At 53.1% G+C, this 19,571-nt stretch carries 16 protein-coding genes and 1 tRNA gene; 5 read left to right on the forward strand and 12 right to left on the reverse strand.

Going from position 1 to position 19,571, the window contains the following annotated elements:
* Complete coding sequence (locus ASF69_RS02370) at positions 1-2,568, reverse strand: hypothetical protein (RefSeq protein ID WP_062584946.1); 2,568 nt, start codon at positions 2,566-2,568, stop codon at positions 1-3.
* A gap of 100 nt (positions 2,569-2,668) precedes the next feature.
* On the opposite strand from ASF69_RS02370, the gene ASF69_RS02375 reads away from it, so the two are divergent.
* The gene (locus ASF69_RS02375; protein ID WP_062584948.1) at positions 2,669-4,030 is read left to right on the forward strand and encodes a hypothetical protein; all 1,362 of its coding nucleotides are present in this window, start codon (positions 2,669-2,671) and stop codon (positions 4,028-4,030) included.
* Between the two features lie 41 nt (positions 4,031-4,071).
* Here ASF69_RS02375 and ASF69_RS02380 read toward each other — a convergent pair whose 3' ends face one another.
* A complete protein-coding gene (locus ASF69_RS02380) occupies positions 4,072-5,097 on the reverse strand; it encodes an ABC transporter substrate-binding protein (RefSeq protein WP_062584950.1) in 1,026 nt (341 codons plus the stop codon).
* A 442-nt stretch (positions 5,098-5,539) separates the two neighbouring features.
* Between ASF69_RS02380 and ASF69_RS02390 the strand changes: the two genes are divergently transcribed.
* Positions 5,540-6,916 carry a hypothetical protein gene (locus ASF69_RS02390; RefSeq protein WP_062584953.1) on the forward strand — a complete coding sequence of 459 codons (1,377 nt, stop codon included), beginning with the start codon at positions 5,540-5,542 and terminating at the stop codon, positions 6,914-6,916.
* 26 nt (positions 6,917-6,942) lie between these two features.
* Here ASF69_RS02390 and ASF69_RS02395 read toward each other — a convergent pair whose 3' ends face one another.
* The 6 genes from ASF69_RS02395 to ASF69_RS02420 form a co-directional block, all read right to left on the reverse strand.
* A complete protein-coding gene (locus tag ASF69_RS02395; RefSeq protein WP_062584955.1) occupies positions 6,943-7,725 on the reverse strand; it encodes a DUF2958 domain-containing protein in 783 nt (260 codons plus the stop codon).
* 304 nt (positions 7,726-8,029) lie between these two features.
* Positions 8,030-8,476 carry a DUF6641 family protein gene (locus tag ASF69_RS02400; protein WP_062584957.1) on the reverse strand — a complete coding sequence of 149 codons (447 nt, stop codon included), beginning with the start codon at positions 8,474-8,476 and terminating at the stop codon, positions 8,030-8,032.
* 91 nt (positions 8,477-8,567) lie between these two features.
* Positions 8,568-10,274, reverse strand: a complete 1,707-nt coding sequence (locus tag ASF69_RS02405; RefSeq protein ID WP_062585608.1) for a flagellin — start codon at positions 10,272-10,274, stop codon at positions 8,568-8,570.
* A 251-nt stretch (positions 10,275-10,525) separates the two neighbouring features.
* Positions 10,526-11,134 (reverse strand): hypothetical protein, encoded by a 609-nt coding sequence (locus tag ASF69_RS02410; protein WP_156461964.1) that lies wholly within the window; start codon positions 11,132-11,134, stop codon positions 10,526-10,528.
* Between the two features lie 172 nt (positions 11,135-11,306).
* Positions 11,307-12,770 (reverse strand): site-specific integrase, encoded by a 1,464-nt coding sequence (locus tag ASF69_RS02415; protein ID WP_082469600.1) that lies wholly within the window; start codon positions 12,768-12,770, stop codon positions 11,307-11,309.
* Positions 12,771-12,974: 204 nt separating this feature from the next.
* A tRNA-Arg gene (locus tag ASF69_RS02420) sits at positions 12,975-13,051 on the reverse strand.
* A gap of 439 nt (positions 13,052-13,490) precedes the next feature.
* Between ASF69_RS02420 and ASF69_RS02425 the strand changes: the two genes are divergently transcribed.
* Complete coding sequence (locus ASF69_RS02425) at positions 13,491-14,000, forward strand: MarR family winged helix-turn-helix transcriptional regulator (RefSeq protein WP_082469601.1); 510 nt, start codon at positions 13,491-13,493, stop codon at positions 13,998-14,000.
* Between the two features lie 84 nt (positions 14,001-14,084).
* On the opposite strand, the gene ASF69_RS02430 is transcribed toward ASF69_RS02425, so the two are convergent.
* The 3 genes from ASF69_RS02430 to xylF all read right to left on the reverse strand — a co-directional run bounded on the left by ASF69_RS02430 (position 14,085) and on the right by xylF (position 17,379).
* A complete protein-coding gene (locus ASF69_RS02430) occupies positions 14,085-14,867 on the reverse strand; it encodes an ATP-binding cassette domain-containing protein (protein WP_062584962.1) in 783 nt (260 codons plus the stop codon).
* 20 nt (positions 14,868-14,887) lie between these two features.
* Positions 14,888-16,201 (reverse strand): sugar ABC transporter permease, encoded by a 1,314-nt coding sequence (locus ASF69_RS02435; RefSeq protein WP_062584965.1) that lies wholly within the window; start codon positions 16,199-16,201, stop codon positions 14,888-14,890.
* Between the two features lie 137 nt (positions 16,202-16,338).
* Positions 16,339-17,379 carry a D-xylose ABC transporter substrate-binding protein gene (xylF, locus tag ASF69_RS02440; protein ID WP_062584966.1) on the reverse strand — a complete coding sequence of 347 codons (1,041 nt, stop codon included), beginning with the start codon at positions 17,377-17,379 and terminating at the stop codon, positions 16,339-16,341.
* A gap of 229 nt (positions 17,380-17,608) precedes the next feature.
* Between xylF and ASF69_RS02445 the strand changes: the two genes are divergently transcribed.
* Both ASF69_RS02445 and ASF69_RS02450 read left to right on the forward strand, forming a co-directional pair.
* Positions 17,609-18,829, forward strand: coding sequence for an ROK family transcriptional regulator (locus ASF69_RS02445; RefSeq protein ID WP_062584968.1), 1,221 nt, complete (start codon positions 17,609-17,611; stop codon positions 18,827-18,829).
* A 28-nt stretch (positions 18,830-18,857) separates the two neighbouring features.
* Positions 18,858-19,100 carry a hypothetical protein gene (locus tag ASF69_RS02450; RefSeq protein ID WP_062584970.1) on the forward strand — a complete coding sequence of 81 codons (243 nt, stop codon included), beginning with the start codon at positions 18,858-18,860 and terminating at the stop codon, positions 19,098-19,100.
* Here the strand turns inward: ASF69_RS02450 and ASF69_RS02455 are convergent.
* The gene (locus ASF69_RS02455) at positions 19,092-19,541 is read right to left on the reverse strand and encodes a hypothetical protein (protein ID WP_062584972.1); all 450 of its coding nucleotides are present in this window, start codon (positions 19,539-19,541) and stop codon (positions 19,092-19,094) included. The two genes, ASF69_RS02450 and ASF69_RS02455, sit on opposite strands and share 9 nt — an antisense overlap.
* Positions 19,542-19,571 lie beyond the last annotated feature (30 nt).

A 19,571-nucleotide genomic window follows, 5' to 3' on the forward strand; every position in this document is an offset into this window, starting at 1 on the left:
TCAGCGAACTTTTTCTGCGCGTTTTGCCACTGTGACCGTCTGCAATTTATCACCCCAAAACTTGCCGATGAAATCGCTCTTATCCAGCTTGTGCGAACCATCACTGTTCATGCGTAAGCCATCCTGGCCGAAGACCTCAACAAGCTTGTGGTGTCCTTCACGCATTTGCTCAATTCTTTTGGTATCCGTCATCGCGAAATGGCTTTCGCCGCCGAGTTCATCGAGAATGATATTCCAGCAGGTCATTGGCGCATAACCTTTAGAAATGGCTTGTAAGGTCAGATAGGTATCTTCACCAACAAACTCGAATTCTTCGGGAAGAAACAACGGATCGCGCCCCTCCTGCGCGAAATTGCGAACAACGATCATCGTTCCCTTGAGGTTCGTACTTTTCTTGAACACATGATTGTCCGCATAGGGTGCGTCAATTGCGCTGTATTTTTTGTTAAAGCTTGTTTGTCTACCAAAGATTGGTTGGAACAGGTCAACCCCGTCATAAGCAGACTTTCCGTTCGCTGCCATTTCAGTGAACAGACGATAACTGCTGTTATGGTTTTCTCCCTGCATCAGCACGGCGTCGTCGTCCATGACAATGCCCCAATCGAAATCACTCTTATAAAGCCGTGACAGGCAAAGATTGCGATTGCGGGCAATCGATTGACCGGGCTGGCGTATGATGCCGCCGCCATGCTCCGAAAGCAGACCAAGTTCTTTGCTGGTTGCAATTTCCTCGTCAGTCCAGTTGGACGCAGCGACATGAACCGGAATGTCCGTCATGCGACGCCACCACTCCAGTTGCCATTCGAAATCGAACTTCCGATCTTCTCTATGGGCGGCGTCATCAGGCAGATAGCTGGTGATAAAGGCACCGAAAGCCCGTCCGCTGGAGCATGGTGCAGCCGGGAATGTTGTTCTTTTCCGCCTATTCTTTTCGATCCGCGCATGGTTCCGCGAGCGCGTTCCAGGCGAGGTTGACGGTTTCGAACCCGATGGGGGCGCCGGAGGAGGAGGGGGTGCAGGCGCGGCGATAAAATCCTCGCAAACCTGCGTGCGGGCCATCGAAACGCCGAGAACCATCGGAGAAACATACTCGAACCGGTCGCCATCCTTAAAGGGGTGATCGATGCAAAATGCTGCATCTGCTACGTCGCTTTCAGCGATATAACCGGTCAGATCCTCGCCATAAGTAGAAGCTGTTTTCCAGAATGCGGCAATGTCGGCCAATGAAAGTTCCATCTGCGGGTCAATTGCAGCGGTCGGCGCGGTGAACTTGAGAAAAGGATAACTGAGCCCGGAATAGCCTTTTGCGCTGGTAAAACCGACTTCCGGCATTGCCCCGTCCGACAGCCACTGAATGCGTTTCGGTGTCGGATCGGCTGTAAGCTGCGCCCCATTGTCCCTTTTGAACAAGGCGGTCGCCATTTCAAGATTGCTGGCAGAAGCCTTCATGCCGATACACGTCGCCTGGAAATGACGTGTTCTCAATCCGAGCTTAGCGCCCTGTCGCAGTTTCTTACCAAGGTAACCCGCAATCGGTCGAAGCGTCAGCCGGGATTGCGACTTCGCGTCATCGACAACCGAGATACCTTTATCGTCTACCAAAATGCGCCACTGGTAATCGTGTTCGAAGCGTTGTCGGAAAGTCTCCGCGTCTTGAAGTTCAAAGGCATATTGCCCCTTACCGTCTAGCTCGGCGAGAGAGTGTGCCAGCGTCACAGTGGCATTCGTGAAGCTGTAGGCATCCGACAGAAAGCGCAGTTTCGTGACTGGCACCCCGTCCGCCATTTCGTTCCATATAACGATCACTTGATGTTGGCTTGAATTTGACGGTTTGCACGTGCCAGCGATCAGATCGATTGCGCGGTACAGCGGATAGAGGGGGCGAGTGGCAAGGGGATGATCCTCCGGCGTTCTGCTCCCAACGGCTTCCAGTAGATACTTGTCTATGGTCTTCGGATCGTCCTTATCACGGACGTGGACAAGAAAAGTCTGACCACCTTCGGAAAACAGCAAGGAACGGTGAAATCCATCGGCAAGCGTCACTCCAGGAAGCGGAGCGGCAACAACGCGCGCCTTGGTCAACTCTGCGGATATCATATCGAGCTGAGACGACCGGAGCCTTTGGTTTTTTTGAGTTGCTTTACGTCCGAAGTAATCGACCGCTTCCCCGTATCGCCCAGAAATGCCCTTGCCTTCCTCTAGCCATGTCGGCATTGGCTCAGTGACTTTCGTTTCTGCCGCATACCTCAAAACGCTACTGATTTCGCTGCGCCAACTCTTGCTGGTGCTTTTCGAGAAAGTCAGCTCGACAAGCGCGTTGTAGGGGTTTTCTCGCGTAACCTTGTTGAGCGGCTTGTTGCGGTCCTCTAGGAAATTTTCGAATAACTGTGTGTCATGGCGAATGTCCTCGCCAAAAGCAAAAAGCCGTTCCAGAGCCACATATAAGAGCTTCTGGCTTTGGCTCTCGTGATCTTCGAAAACGCTGGCAGCATTGATGATTGTCTGAAACCGGCTCTTATATTGATGGAGCGGAGAAACGATTTGCTCTTTCTTAACGGCTTTGCCCATTGGATGCTCGCAATGATTCTATAAAGTGTATGGCAATGAAACCGTGCAGATATTAAGAAAGTGCAGCCAGTTGGCAGTTCAGGGATTTTAAGGTTATTCAATGCTTTCCGCGAAATCGAACCATGCCGTCTATCTGCCAGCGATCAGTGCGAACTATGCCAAGCTCGGTCACTCGTTGCATTTCAAGCGGACTTTCGCGTTCTCGGAAAAGGACATGAACTTTCTCGATCCGGCGAGCGGCCTGTTTCACTACCCCTACGCGCTCTATAGCGCAGGGCAGGCGGCCAAAACGGACGGCGCCGCTAAGCAGACCAACCTTGTGAGCCACCGGGATCGCGATCGTACAACGGTGATCGGTGATAGCGGAGGTTTCCAGATACAGGAAGGCACGATCAAGTTCACCGGCGATGTTACGTGTGAGCGCATGCTGCGTTGGATGGAAAGCCATTCAGATTTTTCCATGTCGCTGGATTTTCCGACCGGTGGCATATCGCCAGGAAACGTTGCGCAGCACACTGCAAGGCTAAATGCAGGAGGGAAAATCACGGCAATGAGCGCGGCCAACCGTCTGTCGTTGGACTATAATGCTTGCCTGACTCAATCGCTGCTCAACCTTGATTATTTCGTTCACAACCGCATTTCAACAAAGACCAATCTTCTCAATGTCATCCAAGGCCGCACCGAACGCGAAAGCAAGGTGTGGTACGAGGCCGTAAAAGGCTACTCGCTGGAGGGCTGGGCCTTTGCCGGTGCGCATCAGAGCGCGTTCTCTCTGACCATCGCTCGCCTGCTCGATATGGTTGACGATGGGCTGTTGCATAACGCGAAATGGATACATTTCCTTGGCATCTCCACGCTTGAACCTGCGTACCTGTTCACAACGATCCTTCGCTGTCTGCGCCGGTATAATCCCGAGATTGGCATTTCCTTCGACACATCAAGCCCGTTCGTTTCGGCGGCGAACTTTAACATGTATACGTCGTTCCGCTTCGACAAATATGGTTGTGCGTTCTCGACGGCTTCCGTTGCGGAACATGCGAACGCCGACGATATCCGCACACTCAATGACATTGCTCGTGATTTCATCAAAGAGGTTGTGATTTCGCGGACAGGGGTACCCGTACGGCGTTTTACCCCGCTCCCCGTTGCAACAGCTATAGGCTCAAGAGTGACCGTTGCAGAGATTTGTGAGTTGAAGGATAACCGCTGGCGCATCACGACGGATGGCGTTTGGATTTTGATGAACCACAACGTCGAGGTGTTCAAAAAGGCATTCGAAGCTCTCAATCGCAGTTTCGATGAAAACCCTTTGCATGATGATATGCCCGTCTACGTCCGAGCTGCGAAGGTTGCTATCGAACTGATTTTCGAAAAACATTATTCGACAGGCCCTGCCGCTGCTAGAGCATTGCTAAAGGAATCGGCTTCGATGTTGGATATCTTTGCTGACATGAGAAACTGAGTTGGAAGGAGCCAAATGAGCGGCTCCATCCAGGCAAGTCACTACTTCTTCAGATCAAGCCCAACACCCTTGCACGTAAAGCGTTCATCGAAGGCTTTCGTGTAATCGGTGTCCGATTTCAGAAGCTTGGAATTCACCATCTCATCTGCGAGCCACTTGTAACGCGGCGCTGTCAAACAACCGATACCTTTTTTTAGGGCATCACCACTGTCAACGATACCGTAAGTCTTTATCTTGGCGATTGCGTAAGCAATCTGGCCATCAGTCATTTCAGGGTTGGTCTTTTTGATGAGAGCGTTGGCGTAGGTGTTGTCGCCGTAAAGGTAGTTGTACCAGCCTTCAATAGACGCATTGACGAAGCGTTGGACAAGGTCTGGGTTACTGTCGATCAGCTTCTGCTGCACTGTAATCGTGGTGGCGTATGGCTTATAGCCGCTGTCAGCGAGAAGGAATATCTTTGGTTCGATACCCGTTTGCGTCTTTATTTCATAAGGCTCTGCGGTAATCAGGCCTTGTTGCCCTGAGTTCTTATCCGCGAGAAACGGCGCGACACTGTAGTTATAAGGTCGGTATTGTTCGTCACGGAATCCGGTGAAATTAGCCTTCATCCACTCGAAGTATCCGCCTAACCCGCCTTGGGTCATGAAAATCGTCTTTAGCTTGGCGAGGTCTCCGAATTCGTCGATACCGTTATCAGGGTGAGCTATGAGAACTTGAGCGTTTTTCTGATAGAAGGCGGCAACGTCCACAAGCGGAATGCCTTGTTCGACACCCGCAAGTTGCTCCTGCTGTGTGCCGAGGTAGAAATCGAGTTTTCCAACCATCAGAAGGGTTCGATTTTGCGTTCCCGGCCCTCCCTGCTGAATCTCTACGTCAATGCCATACTTGGCGTATGTACCATCGGCGACAGCCTGATAAAATCCGCCATGATCGGCTTCTGCCAACCAATCGGTGCCAAAGCGGACCTTATCGAGAGAATATGCAGGTGAGGAGATGCTAAAAGCAATCGCAGAAGCTATCAGCGGGGCGAATCCGGACGCCTTGCTGGAGATAAACGGGCTTTTCATTTGAAATTCCTGATGCGGAGGGAAGCAACGTTAAACGCTTCGATTGTATGAACCGTTTATTGGCCAAATGTTAAGATTGATGTTTCCGAATATCTGTCACCGCTCTTCGGTCTATCTCCATTGAAAGTTTTTGCTGGAATTCTAGCAGTTCCGGCTGAGCCTCTAGACGCATTCCCTTCAATCTCCACGACAAACCACACAGCGTTGCCAGTCCGGGTTCGCGATCAACGGCGATGAGATGTGAGTAGTATCGGGGGCTACGGCCCAACCACACGCTCGAGAATTCCATTTGCGAGCTGGCTAATCCAGCGGTAGCCATAAATTCATAGATGTCTTTGATCTTCATCGGTAGCAACTCACTGTTTTAATTATTTATTTTCAAAGACCAGTGGCGCTACACTGGTGCTTTATAAATAGCAGGTCATTTAACCAGGAGATTTCAATGAAGACCAAGATACAGCAGCTTCGCGCGGACATGATGACGAGTGGTGTCTTCACCCATCGTGAACGCGCCCAGATCAAATACTTGACGAAAGCTAACGAAGCTCAGCGCCAATATGTAAAGGTGGCACTTCCAAAAAATCATTTGGCCCGAGGCTGGATGGAAACCTGTGGCGAAGTGGACGACTGGGGCAATGTCGATTACTGTGGTGTCCCCCTTTGTCCGCGTTGCCATCTAAGGGAGCGGGGTGTGCAGACAGCTCAAGCTATAAAGAAAACGTTCCTCGGAGCTGCCAATGCCGACCTCGCATTCGCAACAATCCTCCTGCCGCCACAGCTCGACTTCTCCGGTATGACCAATCTCTTGGAAACGGAAAAGCGTCGACTGCGCACATTCATTTCTCGCCAGCGGGTGAAAGATGCCCGATGGGACGATTTTCAATTGCTGGGCTGGTGGGAAATCGACCGCATGAGTTTCGGTGATTTTGAAACTTGTGGCCGTAATACGCGGCTGGCGCTGGAATCCCTCGGCTTTCCGCTGATGGAAGCCCCAAACAAGACCATTTGGCGCCCACACCTCCATGCGATAGTTCGCAAGGGTAATCTGACAACCGAGGAAATCGCCACTGCTCTGCGAAAGGAAACACACACGGCGAAATATCAGGTCGACATTGAGCCGTTTCGCCCAAATCGCGCCGTTGAAACAAATCTGCAGAATATCGTTCGTTACTGCCTGAAATTCCGCATTGAGAGCGACTACAAACGACCGGATGCGCAAGACTTCATAGATTATGAGGTGTCAGTTGAAGGAAAACCTGCCACACGGAATTGGTGGCCAGCTGAGGATGTCCGCGAATATGTCGACTGGCTGTGTGTGCAACGCGCAGGGTTTCAATCGCTTCGCGTTGTAATCGGCAGAGCCAAAGTTCAATCCGGCAAACCGGCGCAAAAGATTGCCGAATTAAACCCCTCTTCTGCTGATCAGGTTATTGACGGTTGTTCATTGCCTACTGACATTCAAGGCCGTGAATTTTCATGTGCCGAAACTAACCTGACATGTTCTCAGGTGGAGAGCTTAAGCGTAGAGCAGAACCACATCATTGAAATCAATGGCGTTGTCTCATCTCATTGCTCACCTGTCAGTCGTGATTGGTCTGGCAACAGAATGTCTATGTATAATAATACTATACAGGATACTAACTGGACTAATTGTGGGTCTGATGGCTCATCGGAACGTGATGACCGTCCAGCGGTGAACGTTGTCAGTGAAAGGCCAGGATATGCGGGGAACGTCATCAGCCTTTCTGAACATATGCGAAGCATTTGGGCCAAGAAGCCAGTCAGCGACGTTGCATTGGACGCTACGACAAGGCGATGAATGTTCGCTGACAGAACTTTTTGGTGTCAAATTTCGAAAGCGTAATCCTCACAGATGCTCTTTCCGCGAAGCTGCTGAAGTTCAGGGTTTTCGCGACATTGCTGGTCGAACATACGGGTGACAGCTAGCATCGATGGCGGCATGGGAAGTGGATGATGTGCGCCGGTCAGATCAAGTCCCGCTAATTCCTCCTCATCTGTTATTCGTCCCGTAATGGCGGCGGCTTTTAGATACGCGCTAATCGGCATCGTCGGTGCAAATGTCTGGTCCAGCACAAACTCAATGCCGAGCATAGGCCGCAGTGCCATGATGTCGGAAAGCCAGAGTGGCTGAAAAACCGGACCACCGTCGGTGAGATTATGCAGAGCGTCAACTGCGTGGCTGCAAAGTCTGCTCCGGGTTAGCAGCATGACAGAGCTGCCTTTGGGATCGTAAAGTCTGGCAACAGGCGGGAAGTTCGCGTTCGGCCTTGCGTGCCATTGAAGACGGCACAAAAGGGTTTTTGGAAACAATCGCCAATATCGTCCCGGCTGATCCATCTCATGCACGGTGACGGTTTTGCCCTCGCTTAAGGCAAACAGCATGATAGCTCGCCATGAGAGCCCCGATAGATAGTTTCTCTGGTGAAGAACGCTGTCAATGTCATAACGGAGATTGAGAGCCGTACCCTTGCGCTTAACCTTGTAGAGCCATTTGGATCCGATTTGCAAATCGGTGGCGAACAATAGGGCCATGTCGATTTGTGTCTGCGTCGGTTTTCTGACGTTATCGTTCTCACCAAGATAATCGCTTTCGCGCTGTGTCTGCATTCCTGTCCCATCTACGTTTCGGCGGAAACAAAAAGCCGACGACGAGAAAGGGCGAGTGGAGAGTGCCAGAGGTGGGCATCTGTGCAGCAGGTGCTTGTTCGATGCTGGAGCTTACGCTGTCTTGCATCGTGCAGAAGCATAGACATATCAAGGAACGCTGCCATGCGTCGAAACAATAAAGCGCAGCATGCCGAAGAGGATGCGTGCCGTTGGCGCTCTTTGACTGCGCTGCGCCCCAGAGAAGCAAAAGGCATGGGATCATATGATCCCATGCCTTTGGATGCTTAAACGCAGTATTCGCTGTTTACACGGATTTACGCAAAAGCTTCCCGCGTTCGGCAGCAGCAGCGGTCAGTTGCGCGTCAAGCTCGCCGCCTCGCACTGCCTCGATCAGCGTATCAATGATCTTCGGCAGTGCCGAAAGCTCACCCGCCTCGACGGCGTTTTTGTCCTTCGCGAACTCGATTGGCTTGCCAGCATAGCGGATCGCGAAGAAAACCTTCCCGTTGCCATCGGTGAACCAGCCCTGACGAACACGCTTGAGCGTTTCCACCTCAACGCGCTGACCGTCGGCATTCTTGCGGCGAACCAAATGTGTAGGCGCAAAGACCTGATCGGCGATCTTTGCCTCTGCCATCTGCTTCTGCTCCGCGAGCGTTGCGATCATTTTTTCCCGCGCCCGCTGTACAGGATCGACAGTTGCGCGAACCGGAACTGCAGAAGTGAGCTTGAGTGCTTTCAAATGAGACATGCTGTGATCCTTTCCGAAACCTTGAACGTGTTTCCGGGATACAGCCGTCTGCCAGAAGGGCGAGCGAAGAGTTGGGTAGATTGAACTGGACTTATTGGTAAAGCTGCAAAATCTTATCCGCGTTCGTGTTGGCGATCTGCAAGGATTGAATAGCAAGCTGCTGTTGAGTTTGTTGTGCGGCAAGTTTAGCCGATGCTTCTTCCATATCAGTGTCGACTAGTCGGCTAACGCCACTCTTGATGCTGTCCATGAGTTTGTTTGCGAAATCATCCTGCAAATCGATACGTTGACTGAGTGAGCCAAGAGTTGAGGCGCTGTGGATCGCTTCCTTGAGCATGTGTTCTACACCTTCAAGATATTCATCCACTGTGAAAGTGCCAGCTGTGATATCAATTTCCGCTAGGTCGAAGCGTAACGTGAAGGGTGGATTTGGCCGAAATGAGCTGATGTAAAAATCCACAGCCTTATTTCCATAGCCTGGATAAGCGGTTTGATCCGCCTGATACGTCAATTGACCGCCAGATACAGTGACTGACATACCTGCTCCCGATGTGATGTGATCTACTACCGTTTTCAGGTCTGCGGCACTGTTGATCATTCCGTCAGTCGTCCCGAGCGCAGCGTCTACAGCAGCCCGGTTGATAGTATAAGTGGTGATTGGATTATTGTTGATGCTGAGATCGAAAGATATCGTAGCATCAAGCATCACTTTGAACGGCTGCACGAAGCTCATCGTTGAACTCGTGATCATGTTGTCGTGATTGACACGCGGCGTTGTGAGAAGGCCAAGTGTTCCTTCATTCACCGGTGATGAGAATAACGGGACGACATCGCTAATGAAAATACTTGATCCAACATGAGGGCTAGTCTCTAGCGAGCGGATTTCATAGCGGCTGGGATCGTTTATCGGCGTAGCCGTATGACCGTACACATCGGCGTAGACGCCTGCTCCGGCATCATCGAATGCTTTTTGCATGACGAGGCGTAAATCCGCTACATTTCTGATAAGGCCATCGGTCGTTCCCAACGCGGTATCTATAACGGATTTGTCGATGTTGATGTTGAATGTTTCCCCGGCACTTTCGGCGCTTTGGTCAATCGTCAGTTTGAAGGCAACGTTGTCGCTGTTACCGAATGTGATTGGGCCGTTGAAGAGGTGATCCTCGTGGCCTTCATGGAAAAAGCTGTTCGTGTACATGCCTCCTACGGGCATGTAGTAATCTAGGACGTCTTTCTGCAAAATGCCGCCGCCTCCAGTATTGAGCATACTGGTTTTCCTGAGATCGGCTTCCATCTGCGTGATCTTCGTTCCACCATTTGCGTCTCTGATGAAGCCTTCCACCACATAATCTGAGAGAACGTTGACATCGTTGATGTGGTCGCTTGCCGAAGTTTGCAGCCAGTTCACTCCGCTGAAGCTGGACGATGTTACGATGCTTTCTGCCTGTGCATTAAGCTGCGTAAGTGCACCCTGAATTTGACGTTTGTCTGCGCTAGGCTCTTTCGCAGTGACGAGGTTCGCTTTGAACTCCGTTAGAATATCGACAACGGCTTCTGTCCCTGCATAGGCTGTATCAAGCTTCGCGGCTCCAATGCCAAGTGCGTCACTCGCGGCGGTTAGAGCCTTGTTATCAGAACGCATAGTCGTACTGATTGACCAGTAGGCTACGTTATCAGAGGCCGACTTAATTCGTAAGCCAGAACTGACTTGCGCTTGCGTTTCCGTTAAATTCGACCCTATGGAGCGAAGCGTTTGAAGTGCGCTCATGGCGCTGGTGTTTGTCAAAATGCTGGTCATGTTAACCGTCCGAAAGCAAAGGCTGGCCATCAGTCCGAATGATCGAACTGTTGCTAGGCGGGCAATGATCTGAACATCGTTACGGTTAACCCAAGTGGGTGCCAGCCATAATGGCTGGACCGCGCCATGAAGATGGGGAATCCCACCCTCGGCTGTCCCACAAATCGGAGACTTCTATGAATCCTTTTGCGTTGTTTTCGGTTAACAAAACGTTAACGCGACGCGCTTTCAACCAGTAGCCGCTTATAAAGTTAGTAGCCGCTTATAAACTTTGGAATAGCTTCTGAAATCGCGTTAAGCTCACCGTTGAATTCCTGAATAATATCGACGATTTGCTTTTTGGTCTCATTTGCATCGAAGAGATTACTGACAAGGACGGAATTACCGTGCAGAAACCGGGAGTAGAGCCTACCCTTGTCCGAAGCTCCTGGATGGAAGCGAATTCTTGCTAGATTTCGTTCTGACGCGACATTCTCGATAGTGTTTATTATTTTTTTTCGAAGGGTAATGTCGGCTACTGGTCCGACTTCGGCGTTGATCCTGAGTTCTGCAGAACTGTCAGGATTTTGCTTCGAAATCTCGACAAATGCGATGAGAGGGAAGCCAGCTCGCCAATTTTCACATCCTCTCCATACAGTTCGTAACTCACTCAGCTGAATGAGCCACTCGACGGGTAAAAAGCTCGCGGATTTTCTGTCATGATCCACGTAAGAGAGTTCTTGACCGGCGATCCTTATTTTCTTGCCGTGTTCGGGACTTTGACCGAATAAATCCGTCACTGCGGGCTTGAAACCAGACCCAGGTCGCTCCTTTTTGAGCAAATCGAGCAGTTTCTTTGGTTCCGAAAATACGTGACGCACCGGGATTCCGTATCAATTGAAAGCTGAAGTAGCGGATTTGCCGTAGCGTTCCGCATGCACATCGCGTTTGAGTTAAGCATGAAATTATGCCTGTAGCGTTCCTCCTGAGAGAAATGCAACTGATTTTAGTAGGAGAGTAGGGGCCATAAAAGTTCGCTTAATGAACTTTTCGCTAACCAGAAAGCTTCTGAGCATATCGCTGTGCAATCTTTTGCTCGATCGAATTGCCTTTTCCACCACGTTTCAGCTCTTCGATCCGTTTTTCAAGAAGCTTGATCTCATCGAATGTATCCTCATCCAGCAGAACTGGCTCTTTTGAGAAGTCCTCTTGGCCTGGGCGGAGGAAGTCCTTGATCTGCTCGGTGTTCACTTGGGCATAGTGCTTGTCGATCATCGCCAAAGATGTCCGGGTGTTTCGAGCGACGTGATGGACCGAGACATTGTTAGCGAGCATCTGCGAGATGTAAAAATGCCTGAACGAGTACGAAGTACGGCGTACTCCCCGATTATCCTTTTCCAGTCCAGCTGCGATCAAGAGTGCGTTGAGGCCCTTCTTGAACGAGAGGATGGGTTTGCCCGTTTCATCGGCGAAGACCGGATCATCGTCCTGCGGCTCGCGTCCGAGGTCATGCTCAAACAAATTCCAAAGCATTTCTAATGCCGACACCGCGCCATAGAGCGGAACAGTGTTTCCATGCTTGCCTTTGCCCCGCACGGCGAGACGCGCATCTTGCTTGTGAAGCGGCAGCTTCCTCGTTTCTCGATACAGTGAAATGTCGCCCCATGTCAGATTCTTTGCTTCTGTCGGACGTAGGCCCGAGTTCGCCATAAGCTCGATATAGGCATGGAGCCGAACACGATCAGCTCGAATGTTCTCTGTTACTGCTTTCTGCGTCCAAACACGCCCGTCTTTCGCCTTGATGACCTTGAGGGACGTATGATGCTCGTTGATACGTTCGATGCTTTTGGCGATTAGCTTTTCGTATTCCTCCGGCTTGAAGCCAGGCCTCCTATTGTCAGGTCTTTTGCGCGTTTCTACCGTTGGAAGTTCCAAGGGCTTACAATAACCCCACAGGGCAGCCTGTCGGAAAAGCTCGCGGATAATTACCATTTCGCCTTTCATGGTGGTCAAGGCTGCAATCTTACGCGGGGCAGGGCGCGCGAAGACGCGACCATCCTCACGTTTGCACCTGATCTTCTCGATCTGCGAGCCTGGACCTCTCGTCCAGTAGGTCTTTCGCCATTCTAGATATCTAGCCACATCTGCTGTGGTGATCAGGTCGATGGGCTTATCGCCAAAGTAGCCGACCGGAAAACGTCGAATGATTGGCGGCCAGAATGTCGGGTGATAATGGCTGCGTTCCCCGCGCTCTGCTTCCGCGCAGACTTTCTCGATGAATTCTTCCGCAACGTCATGAAAGGCGTGCTGCGTCAGCGATAGGCCCTGCTTATGCCGATACTTTTGTTCGTGATAAATTTCGTGTGCCCGCTGCATTGCGAGGCCGTGATCGGCAATGCCAAGAGACTTCTTGATCTGCTTGCCTCCCAGCGAATAGCGCATGGACCAATTACGGGTGCCTTCGCGCTGGAAGAGGGAGAAGGGGGCGTTTGTAGATTCGTGGTTACGCTGCAACATGAATACGGGCTCCAACGGAGTTACTTCGGTCGGGGCGCTGCGCTTAAACTGCGCTGGTTCCGAGTCCAAGCGTCGAAACGCTACATTGAAAGCATTGATGAATTCGAAACGTTATGCGTTACTGAGCTAGGACTGAGCTAGCTTATTGCCTTCATCGAACAGGACAAGAGAAGGCTAAAAAATCAATGAAATCAGTAAGTCCAGTGGCGCACCCGACAGGATTCGAACCTGTGACCTTTGGAATCGGAATCCAACACTCTATCCAGCTGAGCTACGGGTGCATCCGTAAGTGCGATGAATCGCGACTGGTCTTGCTGGTTCTTAGCCTAGCTTGTGGTTTGCATCAATCTGTAAAATTGGGGAATTGGGTTTGCCGTCAAAAAAACGATCGTTATTTTTGACGATTGTCTATTATTCTTCTCTTTGAGATTGTATTCATTAGTGAATTTTAGGTCGCGCCTAGTCTATTTTGAGCGTGGGCGGCGTGCGGGCGCGATCTTTCATTTTTTCTGAGAAGAGGTCTAGTTGCGTTTTCCCTGGACCTGTTCTAAGGGCCAATCAGGTGCAACCTATGCTAATTTTCTTGTGATTTATAATCTTGACGAATACTCATCACTACAAAACTTTACAGCTTTGCTTTATATAATGTTAAATATTGTTCTAATAAACGTATTAAGATAATTAACTGTGATTCATGCTGACGAATCAGAGGGGGCAAAGATGGCTTTGAGTTGGGCATGTGAACAAGGCAGTAGTGATGTAGTTTATGTGGAGGTTGACGGTGTTCCCGTGGCCTCCAAATCTGGGGTCAATTACGCGATCCTGTCGGAGTCTGTTGGCTATCGCCTGCGAAGGGCACAGCTTTCAGTTGTAAGTAATTTCAACGAAAGTTTGCTGGCATTCGGGCTTCGACCGGCCGACTTTTCCGTCTTGATTGTTGTGGCAAACAATACGGGCCTCAAGCAGAGTGATGTGGCGGAGGCGCTTGGTATCCAGCGCGCCAACTTCGTCGCCATTATCGATGGTCTTGAGGAGAAGGGCCTTGTTCATCGGCGTCGTTCAGATTCCGACCGGCGTGTCCATTATATGGAAATGACCGACGAAGGCCGGATCGTTGTCGAGGAGATCACCAAAATCTGGAGAGATCACGAAGCAAAGCTCATCAACCGGCTGGGTGGTGAGAATGCGCGTGACCAGCTGATCGGGCTTCTTCGCCGCATCCAGGACTGATCACAACGCATTGCCCGACCAAGCATCGGGCAATGTTCAAACTGGATCAAAGGTGCGGGGGCGCCTTTGATCCTTCACGATCTTTCAGGATTTCATGGCGCCGGGTCCCGGTGTGGCACCTGCGGGCACTTTTCCAAGAATGATCATGCCCAGGACTTCATCCTTGGTCACATCCTGCGTTCTGGCGTGTCCCACGACTTTACCGTTTTTCATCACGAACACCCGGTCGGCGAGATCGAAGACATCGTGGATGTCGTGGCTGATGAGGAAGATACCGATTCCCTGTTTTTTCAGCTCTTTGACCAGATCGCCCACCTGTGCGGTTTCCTGCGGCCCAAGTGCGGCTGTCGGCTCGTCCATGATGAGAATGCGTGCGTCGAAGAGAATGGCACGGGCGATGGCCACGGATTGCCGCTGTCCGCCCGAAAGCGCCTTTACCGGCTCCTTGAAACGCTTGAAGTTGGGGTTCAGACGCCCCATCACCTCGCGGGTCGAGGCCTCCATGGCGACATCGTCCAGAGTGCCCCATGGTGTGCGCAGTTCACGGCCAAGATAGAGGTTGGCTGCGGCATCGACATTGTCGGCGACGGCGAGCGTCTGATAGATGGTTTCGATACCGTATTTTTTCGCATCGCGGGGATTGCGAATATCGGCTTCTTCCCCGTTAATGAGAATGTCGCCATTGTCGCGGCGATAGGCGCCCGACAGGATCTTGATGAGGGTCGATTTGCCAGCGCCATTGTGGCCCAGCAGTGCCACGACTTCACCGCGATGAAGATCGATCGATGCGCTTTCAACCGCATGAATGCCGCCGAAGGAGATGGAAACATTGCGCATTTCCACAAGCGGAGTGGTTTGGTCCGTCATATCGGAAACTCCTCTTATTCTTACTTGGCTCTGGCGCGGTAAACCGTATCCAGCCAGACGGCCAGAACGAGCACCATTCCGATGACAATGCTTTGCAGCGGCGTATCCATGCCTAGCAGCACCATGCCGGAGTTTAAGGATTGCATGACAACGGCACCGAGGATGGCCCCGGCAATCGTTCCGGCTCCGCCCGCAAGCGACGTTCCGCCAATGACCGCTGCGGCGATGGTGTAAAGCTCATCCAGCGTGCCCTGCGCGTTGGTTGCCGCGTTCAGGCGCGCGGTGGAAATGGCGGCGGCAATGGCGCACAGCGCCCCCATCAGCGCGAATATCCTGACCGTGACCCAGCGGGTCTTGATGCCGGCGAGGACCGCGGCTTCCGGGTTGCCGCCGATGGCGAAGACGTAGCGGCCAAAACGGGTGCGGTTAGTGATGAAGTTCATGACGATGGCGATGCCAAGCGCAATCAGCACCGGGATTGCAACACCCAGCGAAATCTCCAGTCCGGCGTCAGGCCAGGCAATATTGTTGGCTTCGGCATATTTGCGCGCCAGATTGACCGGCATGTAATAGCTGTTGAGAACCTTGACGGAGCCAAGCACGATGCCACAGCCAACCAGGCCGACGAAATATTCGGCCCAGATTGGCTTCAGCGGAAAACCGAAGCGCTTGCGCTGCCTGCGTGAATTGATAATGGACAGAATAATGAGAACGCAGGCCACAATGCCGACGATCCAGCTTGCCGTTGCCCCGATGGAGCCATCTGCGCCACCGCCCATCAGCCGGAAACGGGTATCCATCGGCGCAACCGTAGCGCCGCTCGTGACCATCCATGCGGCACCGCGCCACACCAGAAGGCCGCCAAGCGTGACGATGAAGGATGGCACATTCATGAATGCGATGATGACACCCTGAAACGCGCCGATGGCTGAGCCCAGTATGAGGCCGATGCTCAAGGCCACCATCCACGACATCGGATGGTCATAGCCGAGCCAGCCGGGCAGAAAGCGCGTCTGCGTGACCGCCATGATCATGCCGACGAAGCCAAGGATGGAGCCGACGGACAGATCGATATTGCGCGTGACGATGACCAGAACCATGCCCGTCGCCATGACGGAGACGGATGCTGCCTGAACGGACAGGTTCCAGAGGTTGCGCGATGTCAGAAACAGGCCCCCGGACAGGATGTCAAATCCGACCCAGATAACAAACAATGCCACGACCATGCCAAGAAGGCGGGTATCGATTTCCGTCGCGTTCAAGAATCGTCGCAACGGGTTGCCTTGTTGCGCCGGTGCGCGCGCTTGCGATGCGCCAACGGTTTGGTCCGCCATATCTGTTGTTCTCCCTGATATATGTCATGCCCGCCTCATGCCGGTGCGCCGCAGGGTTGCCCCTGCGGCGAAGCCTGACGAGACCGCGAAACGCAAGGCCCCCTGCCTTCACGCGTTTCGCACAGCCCGATGCTGGCCTATTTGCAAGCGGCGACGGTTCCGCCCTTTACGCCCTGGCAAAGTTCGCTCTTGCTGATCCACTTTGCATCCAAGACAACGTTCAGATTGTCCTTGGTGATGGCCTGCGGCTGGAGGAAATAAGAGCTCATTTCCACGCCCTGGGTGCCGCCCTTGAACTTGATGGTGCCTTCCAGCGACTCCATCTTGGTGCCCTTGGCCAGAGCAACCGCCACTTCACCGGCCTTCTTGCCCAGCATGCGGCTGTCTTTCCAGACAGATACCGTCTGGGTGCCGAGTGCTACGCGGTTCAGCGCGGCCTTGTCGCCATCCTGACCGGAGACGGGAACGGAACCGGCAAGACCCTGGGCTTCCAAAGCCGCGACCACGCCGCCCGCCATGCCATCATTGGATGAGACCACGGCATCGACCTTGTTGTTGTTGGCGGTGAGGAACTGCTCCATGTTCTTCTGGGCAATTTCGGGCTTCCAGCCATCCGTATAGGCTTCGCCGACATTCTTGACCTTGCCGGAGGCGATGGCGTCTTTGAGCACTTCCATCTGGCCGGAGAATACGAAATCTGCATTCGGGTCGGTCGAGCCGCCCTTGATGAAGACGTAATTGCCCTCTGGCTTGATCTTGAAGACTTCTTTCGCCTGCAGGCGGCCGACTTCCTTGTTGTCGAAGGTGATGTAATAGGTGCTTGGGTTTTCGATCAGGCGGTCATAACCCACGACCGGGATACCTTCGGCGGCAGCCTTTTCGATGGCAGGGCCGATGGCGCTGCTGTCCTGCGCAAGAACGATGAGGGCGTTGGCGCCCTGCGCGATCAGGCTTTCAATATCGGTCAGCTGTTTTGCGGCTGAGGTCTGGGCATCAGCGGAAATATACTTCGCACCGGCCGCTTTCAGCGCATCCTTGATGGCGGCTTCGTCGGTCTTCCAGCGTTCTTCCTGAAAGTTCGACCAGGAAACACCGACAACGAGATCAGCAGCAATCGCTGCCGTGTGCAGGGAAACGAGTACGGCTGTACCCGCCAGCAATTTGGCAAAAGAATTCATGATTGTCCTCCCGGGTGGTGGCGAAACGCGGGGCACCTCCATGCCTTTGCGCGAACGCCAGAAATCCTGCCTAGCAAAGCCCAAAGCTTTTTTCTCGACAGTCGAGAAATTAAATGTCAGAGAATCCGAAGGCTGTCAACTGGACGTGCGAAGGGGTGCAGAAGGCAGATTGCGATGAGTGCGGACAGGGTTTAATGGCATCCGAAACAGACAGGGGAAACGGGGCGGAATGTCGGCCATAGCGAGTACCGAGCTGGTCCGACAGCAAAACAGTTTGCGAATGCTCAGCGCATTGCGAAGGCATGGCAATCTTTCCCACACCGACCTTGCCGAACTGACGGGCCTCTCATCCGGCACGGTCTCTGCCATAACCGCAGAGCTGGAACGGTCGCAGCTCATTCATCGCAGTGAACAGCAGGCGGCATCCGGTCGCGGTCGCCCGCGCGTGCTGTTTCAGCCCAATAGCGGTTTTGGCTATGTGGCTGTCGTCGTCATCTCCTCGGATGCCGTTCAATATTCGCTTGTCGATTTTACCGGCAGGCTGATGGACCGGTTCGGGGAGGGCAGGTCTTCGACCTCAAGCGATGTCTTCGCACGGGAGATTCTCAATGGGCTGGTGCGGCTGGCCGGTCGCTCGAAGATTGCGCCCGGTGACATCCTGCATGTCTCCATCAGCAGCAAGGGCCTGGTTGATCCCGCCACGGCAACGCTGGTGTGGTCTCCCGTTCTGGGAAGCGGGCATGTGGATTTTCGAACGGTGCTGGCGCCCCACTTCCGCGCCAAGATCTATCTTTACAACGAAACGCTTCTCGTAGCCGACGCCCTGTGGCGGCAAAGGCGCGAAAGCGCTGGCGAATCAGCCTCGCTTGCGGCGCTCTCCCTTGGTCACAGCATCGGGCTTGGTGTGGCGCGTGGGATTGGCGAGGGGAAGGCAGAGGTCACCGCTCCCAATTTTGGTCACATGCTGCATGTGCCCGGGGGAGCGCTCTGCCGGTGTGGGGCAAGGGGCTGCGTCGAAGCCTATTGCGGCTTTTATGGCATCCTGCGTGCGGCTTTCGAGGTTCCCACCAACACGATACCGGCCAAATTCGTGCCGCTTCCAGAAGTCGAAAAGATTGCGGCCTCGGCGCGGGCGGGAAACCGCATGGCCGTGCTCGCTTTTCGGCAGGCGGGTCTGGCGCTGGGCTCCGGTCTTTCGCGGCTGTTCAGCCTCTACGGCCCCATGCCGATCATCGTGACAGGCCCGGGAACGCGTTTTCTCGATCTCATCAGCGCCAGCATGAGAGAGGGCATGGAGCAGACGAGTGTCGTGCGCATGGGCGGTTTGCCTCAGATCACAATTGAGCCAGATGAGCAGACTTTGGTCTTCGACGGCCATATGGGACTTGCATTGTCGCGTCTGGATGGAGATATCGTGATGTCTGGCATGGCCGTGCCACAGATTTCATAAGCGGCACCGGCACGGTGCGGGAGAAAACATGCTCAACATCGATACGAGCCACCCGATTTACAGGCCGCTTTGGGTCCGGCTTTTGATTGTCGGCTTCTGTGCCGGCTGGGCGATCATCGAGTTCGTCAATCACGAGATATTCTGGGCCACGGTGGTGGGCGGCGTTGCCGTCTATTCCGCCTATGTCCTGCTGATCACGTTCAAGCCACAGGCAGAGAAGGTCGAAGACCCGGCGACCTTGCCGCAAACCGACACCGAAAAATCAGATTGAAAGCAGGCGGATTGCCTGGTCAATCAGCAGATTGGCTGCCGTCATGCGTTTGGTGGCGTTATCGCGAAACGGGACGCTGACCATATCCGGATGATTGAGACGCGCGAAACTGCGGCGCTTTTCTCCAAGCGATTCGATGGTGTCGTTCTGATCGATCGCCAGTTCTTCAGACACATCGGCCAGTGAGGTGCGCGCAAGGTGTGCCGGCATTTGTTCCGGTGGTGGGGCGGGAGCGGGCGGCGGCGCCTCCAGAAAGTCCAGATAGCTATCCAGCGGGCGATTCGCCGAAGACGGATCCTGCGTTGCGGTTTCGAAGACCAGACTGGCGCTGAACCCGTTGGTCGCATAATCGGCGCGCGGTTCCTCAGCGGGCGGCTCTTCCTCGGCTTCCCGCTCCAGCCGCGCCACCACAGACTGAAATACAGACTGGCCAAACAGCATCAGATATTCCCTCTCGAAGCAGCGACACGA

Origin of the sequence: Rhizobium sp. Leaf311 (genome assembly GCF_001423445.1) — a bacterium.
Taxonomy (GTDB): Bacteria; Pseudomonadota; Alphaproteobacteria; order Rhizobiales; family Rhizobiaceae; genus Agrobacterium.

What these genes read in the sequence shown, in the direction of transcription:
- xylF (WP_062584966.1), bottom strand. Translation starts at nt 17,379, where the DNA reads ATGAATTCTTTTGCCAAATTGCTGGCGGGTACAGCCGTACTCGTTTCC.
- ASF69_RS02445 (WP_062584968.1), top strand. Translation starts at nt 17,609, where the DNA reads ATGTCGGCCATAGCGAGTACCGAGCTGGTCCGACAGCAAAACAGTTTG.
- ASF69_RS02390 (WP_062584953.1), top strand. Translation starts at nt 5,540, where the DNA reads ATGAAGACCAAGATACAGCAGCTTCGCGCGGACATGATGACGAGTGGT.
- ASF69_RS02380 (WP_062584950.1), bottom strand. Translation starts at nt 5,097, where the DNA reads ATGAAAAGCCCGTTTATCTCCAGCAAGGCGTCCGGATTCGCCCCGCTG.
- ASF69_RS02370 (WP_062584946.1), bottom strand. Translation starts at nt 2,568, where the DNA reads ATGGGCAAAGCCGTTAAGAAAGAGCAAATCGTTTCTCCGCTCCATCAA.
- ASF69_RS02395 (WP_062584955.1), bottom strand. Translation starts at nt 7,725, where the DNA reads ATGCAGACACAGCGCGAAAGCGATTATCTTGGTGAGAACGATAACGTC.
- ASF69_RS02375 (WP_062584948.1), top strand. Translation starts at nt 2,669, where the DNA reads ATGCTTTCCGCGAAATCGAACCATGCCGTCTATCTGCCAGCGATCAGT.
- ASF69_RS02400 (WP_062584957.1), bottom strand. Translation starts at nt 8,476, where the DNA reads ATGTCTCATTTGAAAGCACTCAAGCTCACTTCTGCAGTTCCGGTTCGC.
- ASF69_RS02435 (WP_062584965.1), bottom strand. Translation starts at nt 16,201, where the DNA reads ATGGCGGACCAAACCGTTGGCGCATCGCAAGCGCGCGCACCGGCGCAA.
- ASF69_RS02425 (WP_082469601.1), top strand. Translation starts at nt 13,491, where the DNA reads ATGGCTTTGAGTTGGGCATGTGAACAAGGCAGTAGTGATGTAGTTTAT.
- ASF69_RS02430 (WP_062584962.1), bottom strand. Translation starts at nt 14,867, where the DNA reads ATGACGGACCAAACCACTCCGCTTGTGGAAATGCGCAATGTTTCCATC.
- ASF69_RS02415 (WP_082469600.1), bottom strand. Translation starts at nt 12,770, where the DNA reads ATGTTGCAGCGTAACCACGAATCTACAAACGCCCCCTTCTCCCTCTTC.
- ASF69_RS02405 (WP_062585608.1), bottom strand. Translation starts at nt 10,274, where the DNA reads ATGACCAGCATTTTGACAAACACCAGCGCCATGAGCGCACTTCAAACG.
- ASF69_RS02455 (WP_062584972.1), bottom strand. Translation starts at nt 19,541, where the DNA reads ATGCTGTTTGGCCAGTCTGTATTTCAGTCTGTGGTGGCGCGGCTGGAG.
- ASF69_RS02450 (WP_062584970.1), top strand. Translation starts at nt 18,858, where the DNA reads ATGCTCAACATCGATACGAGCCACCCGATTTACAGGCCGCTTTGGGTC.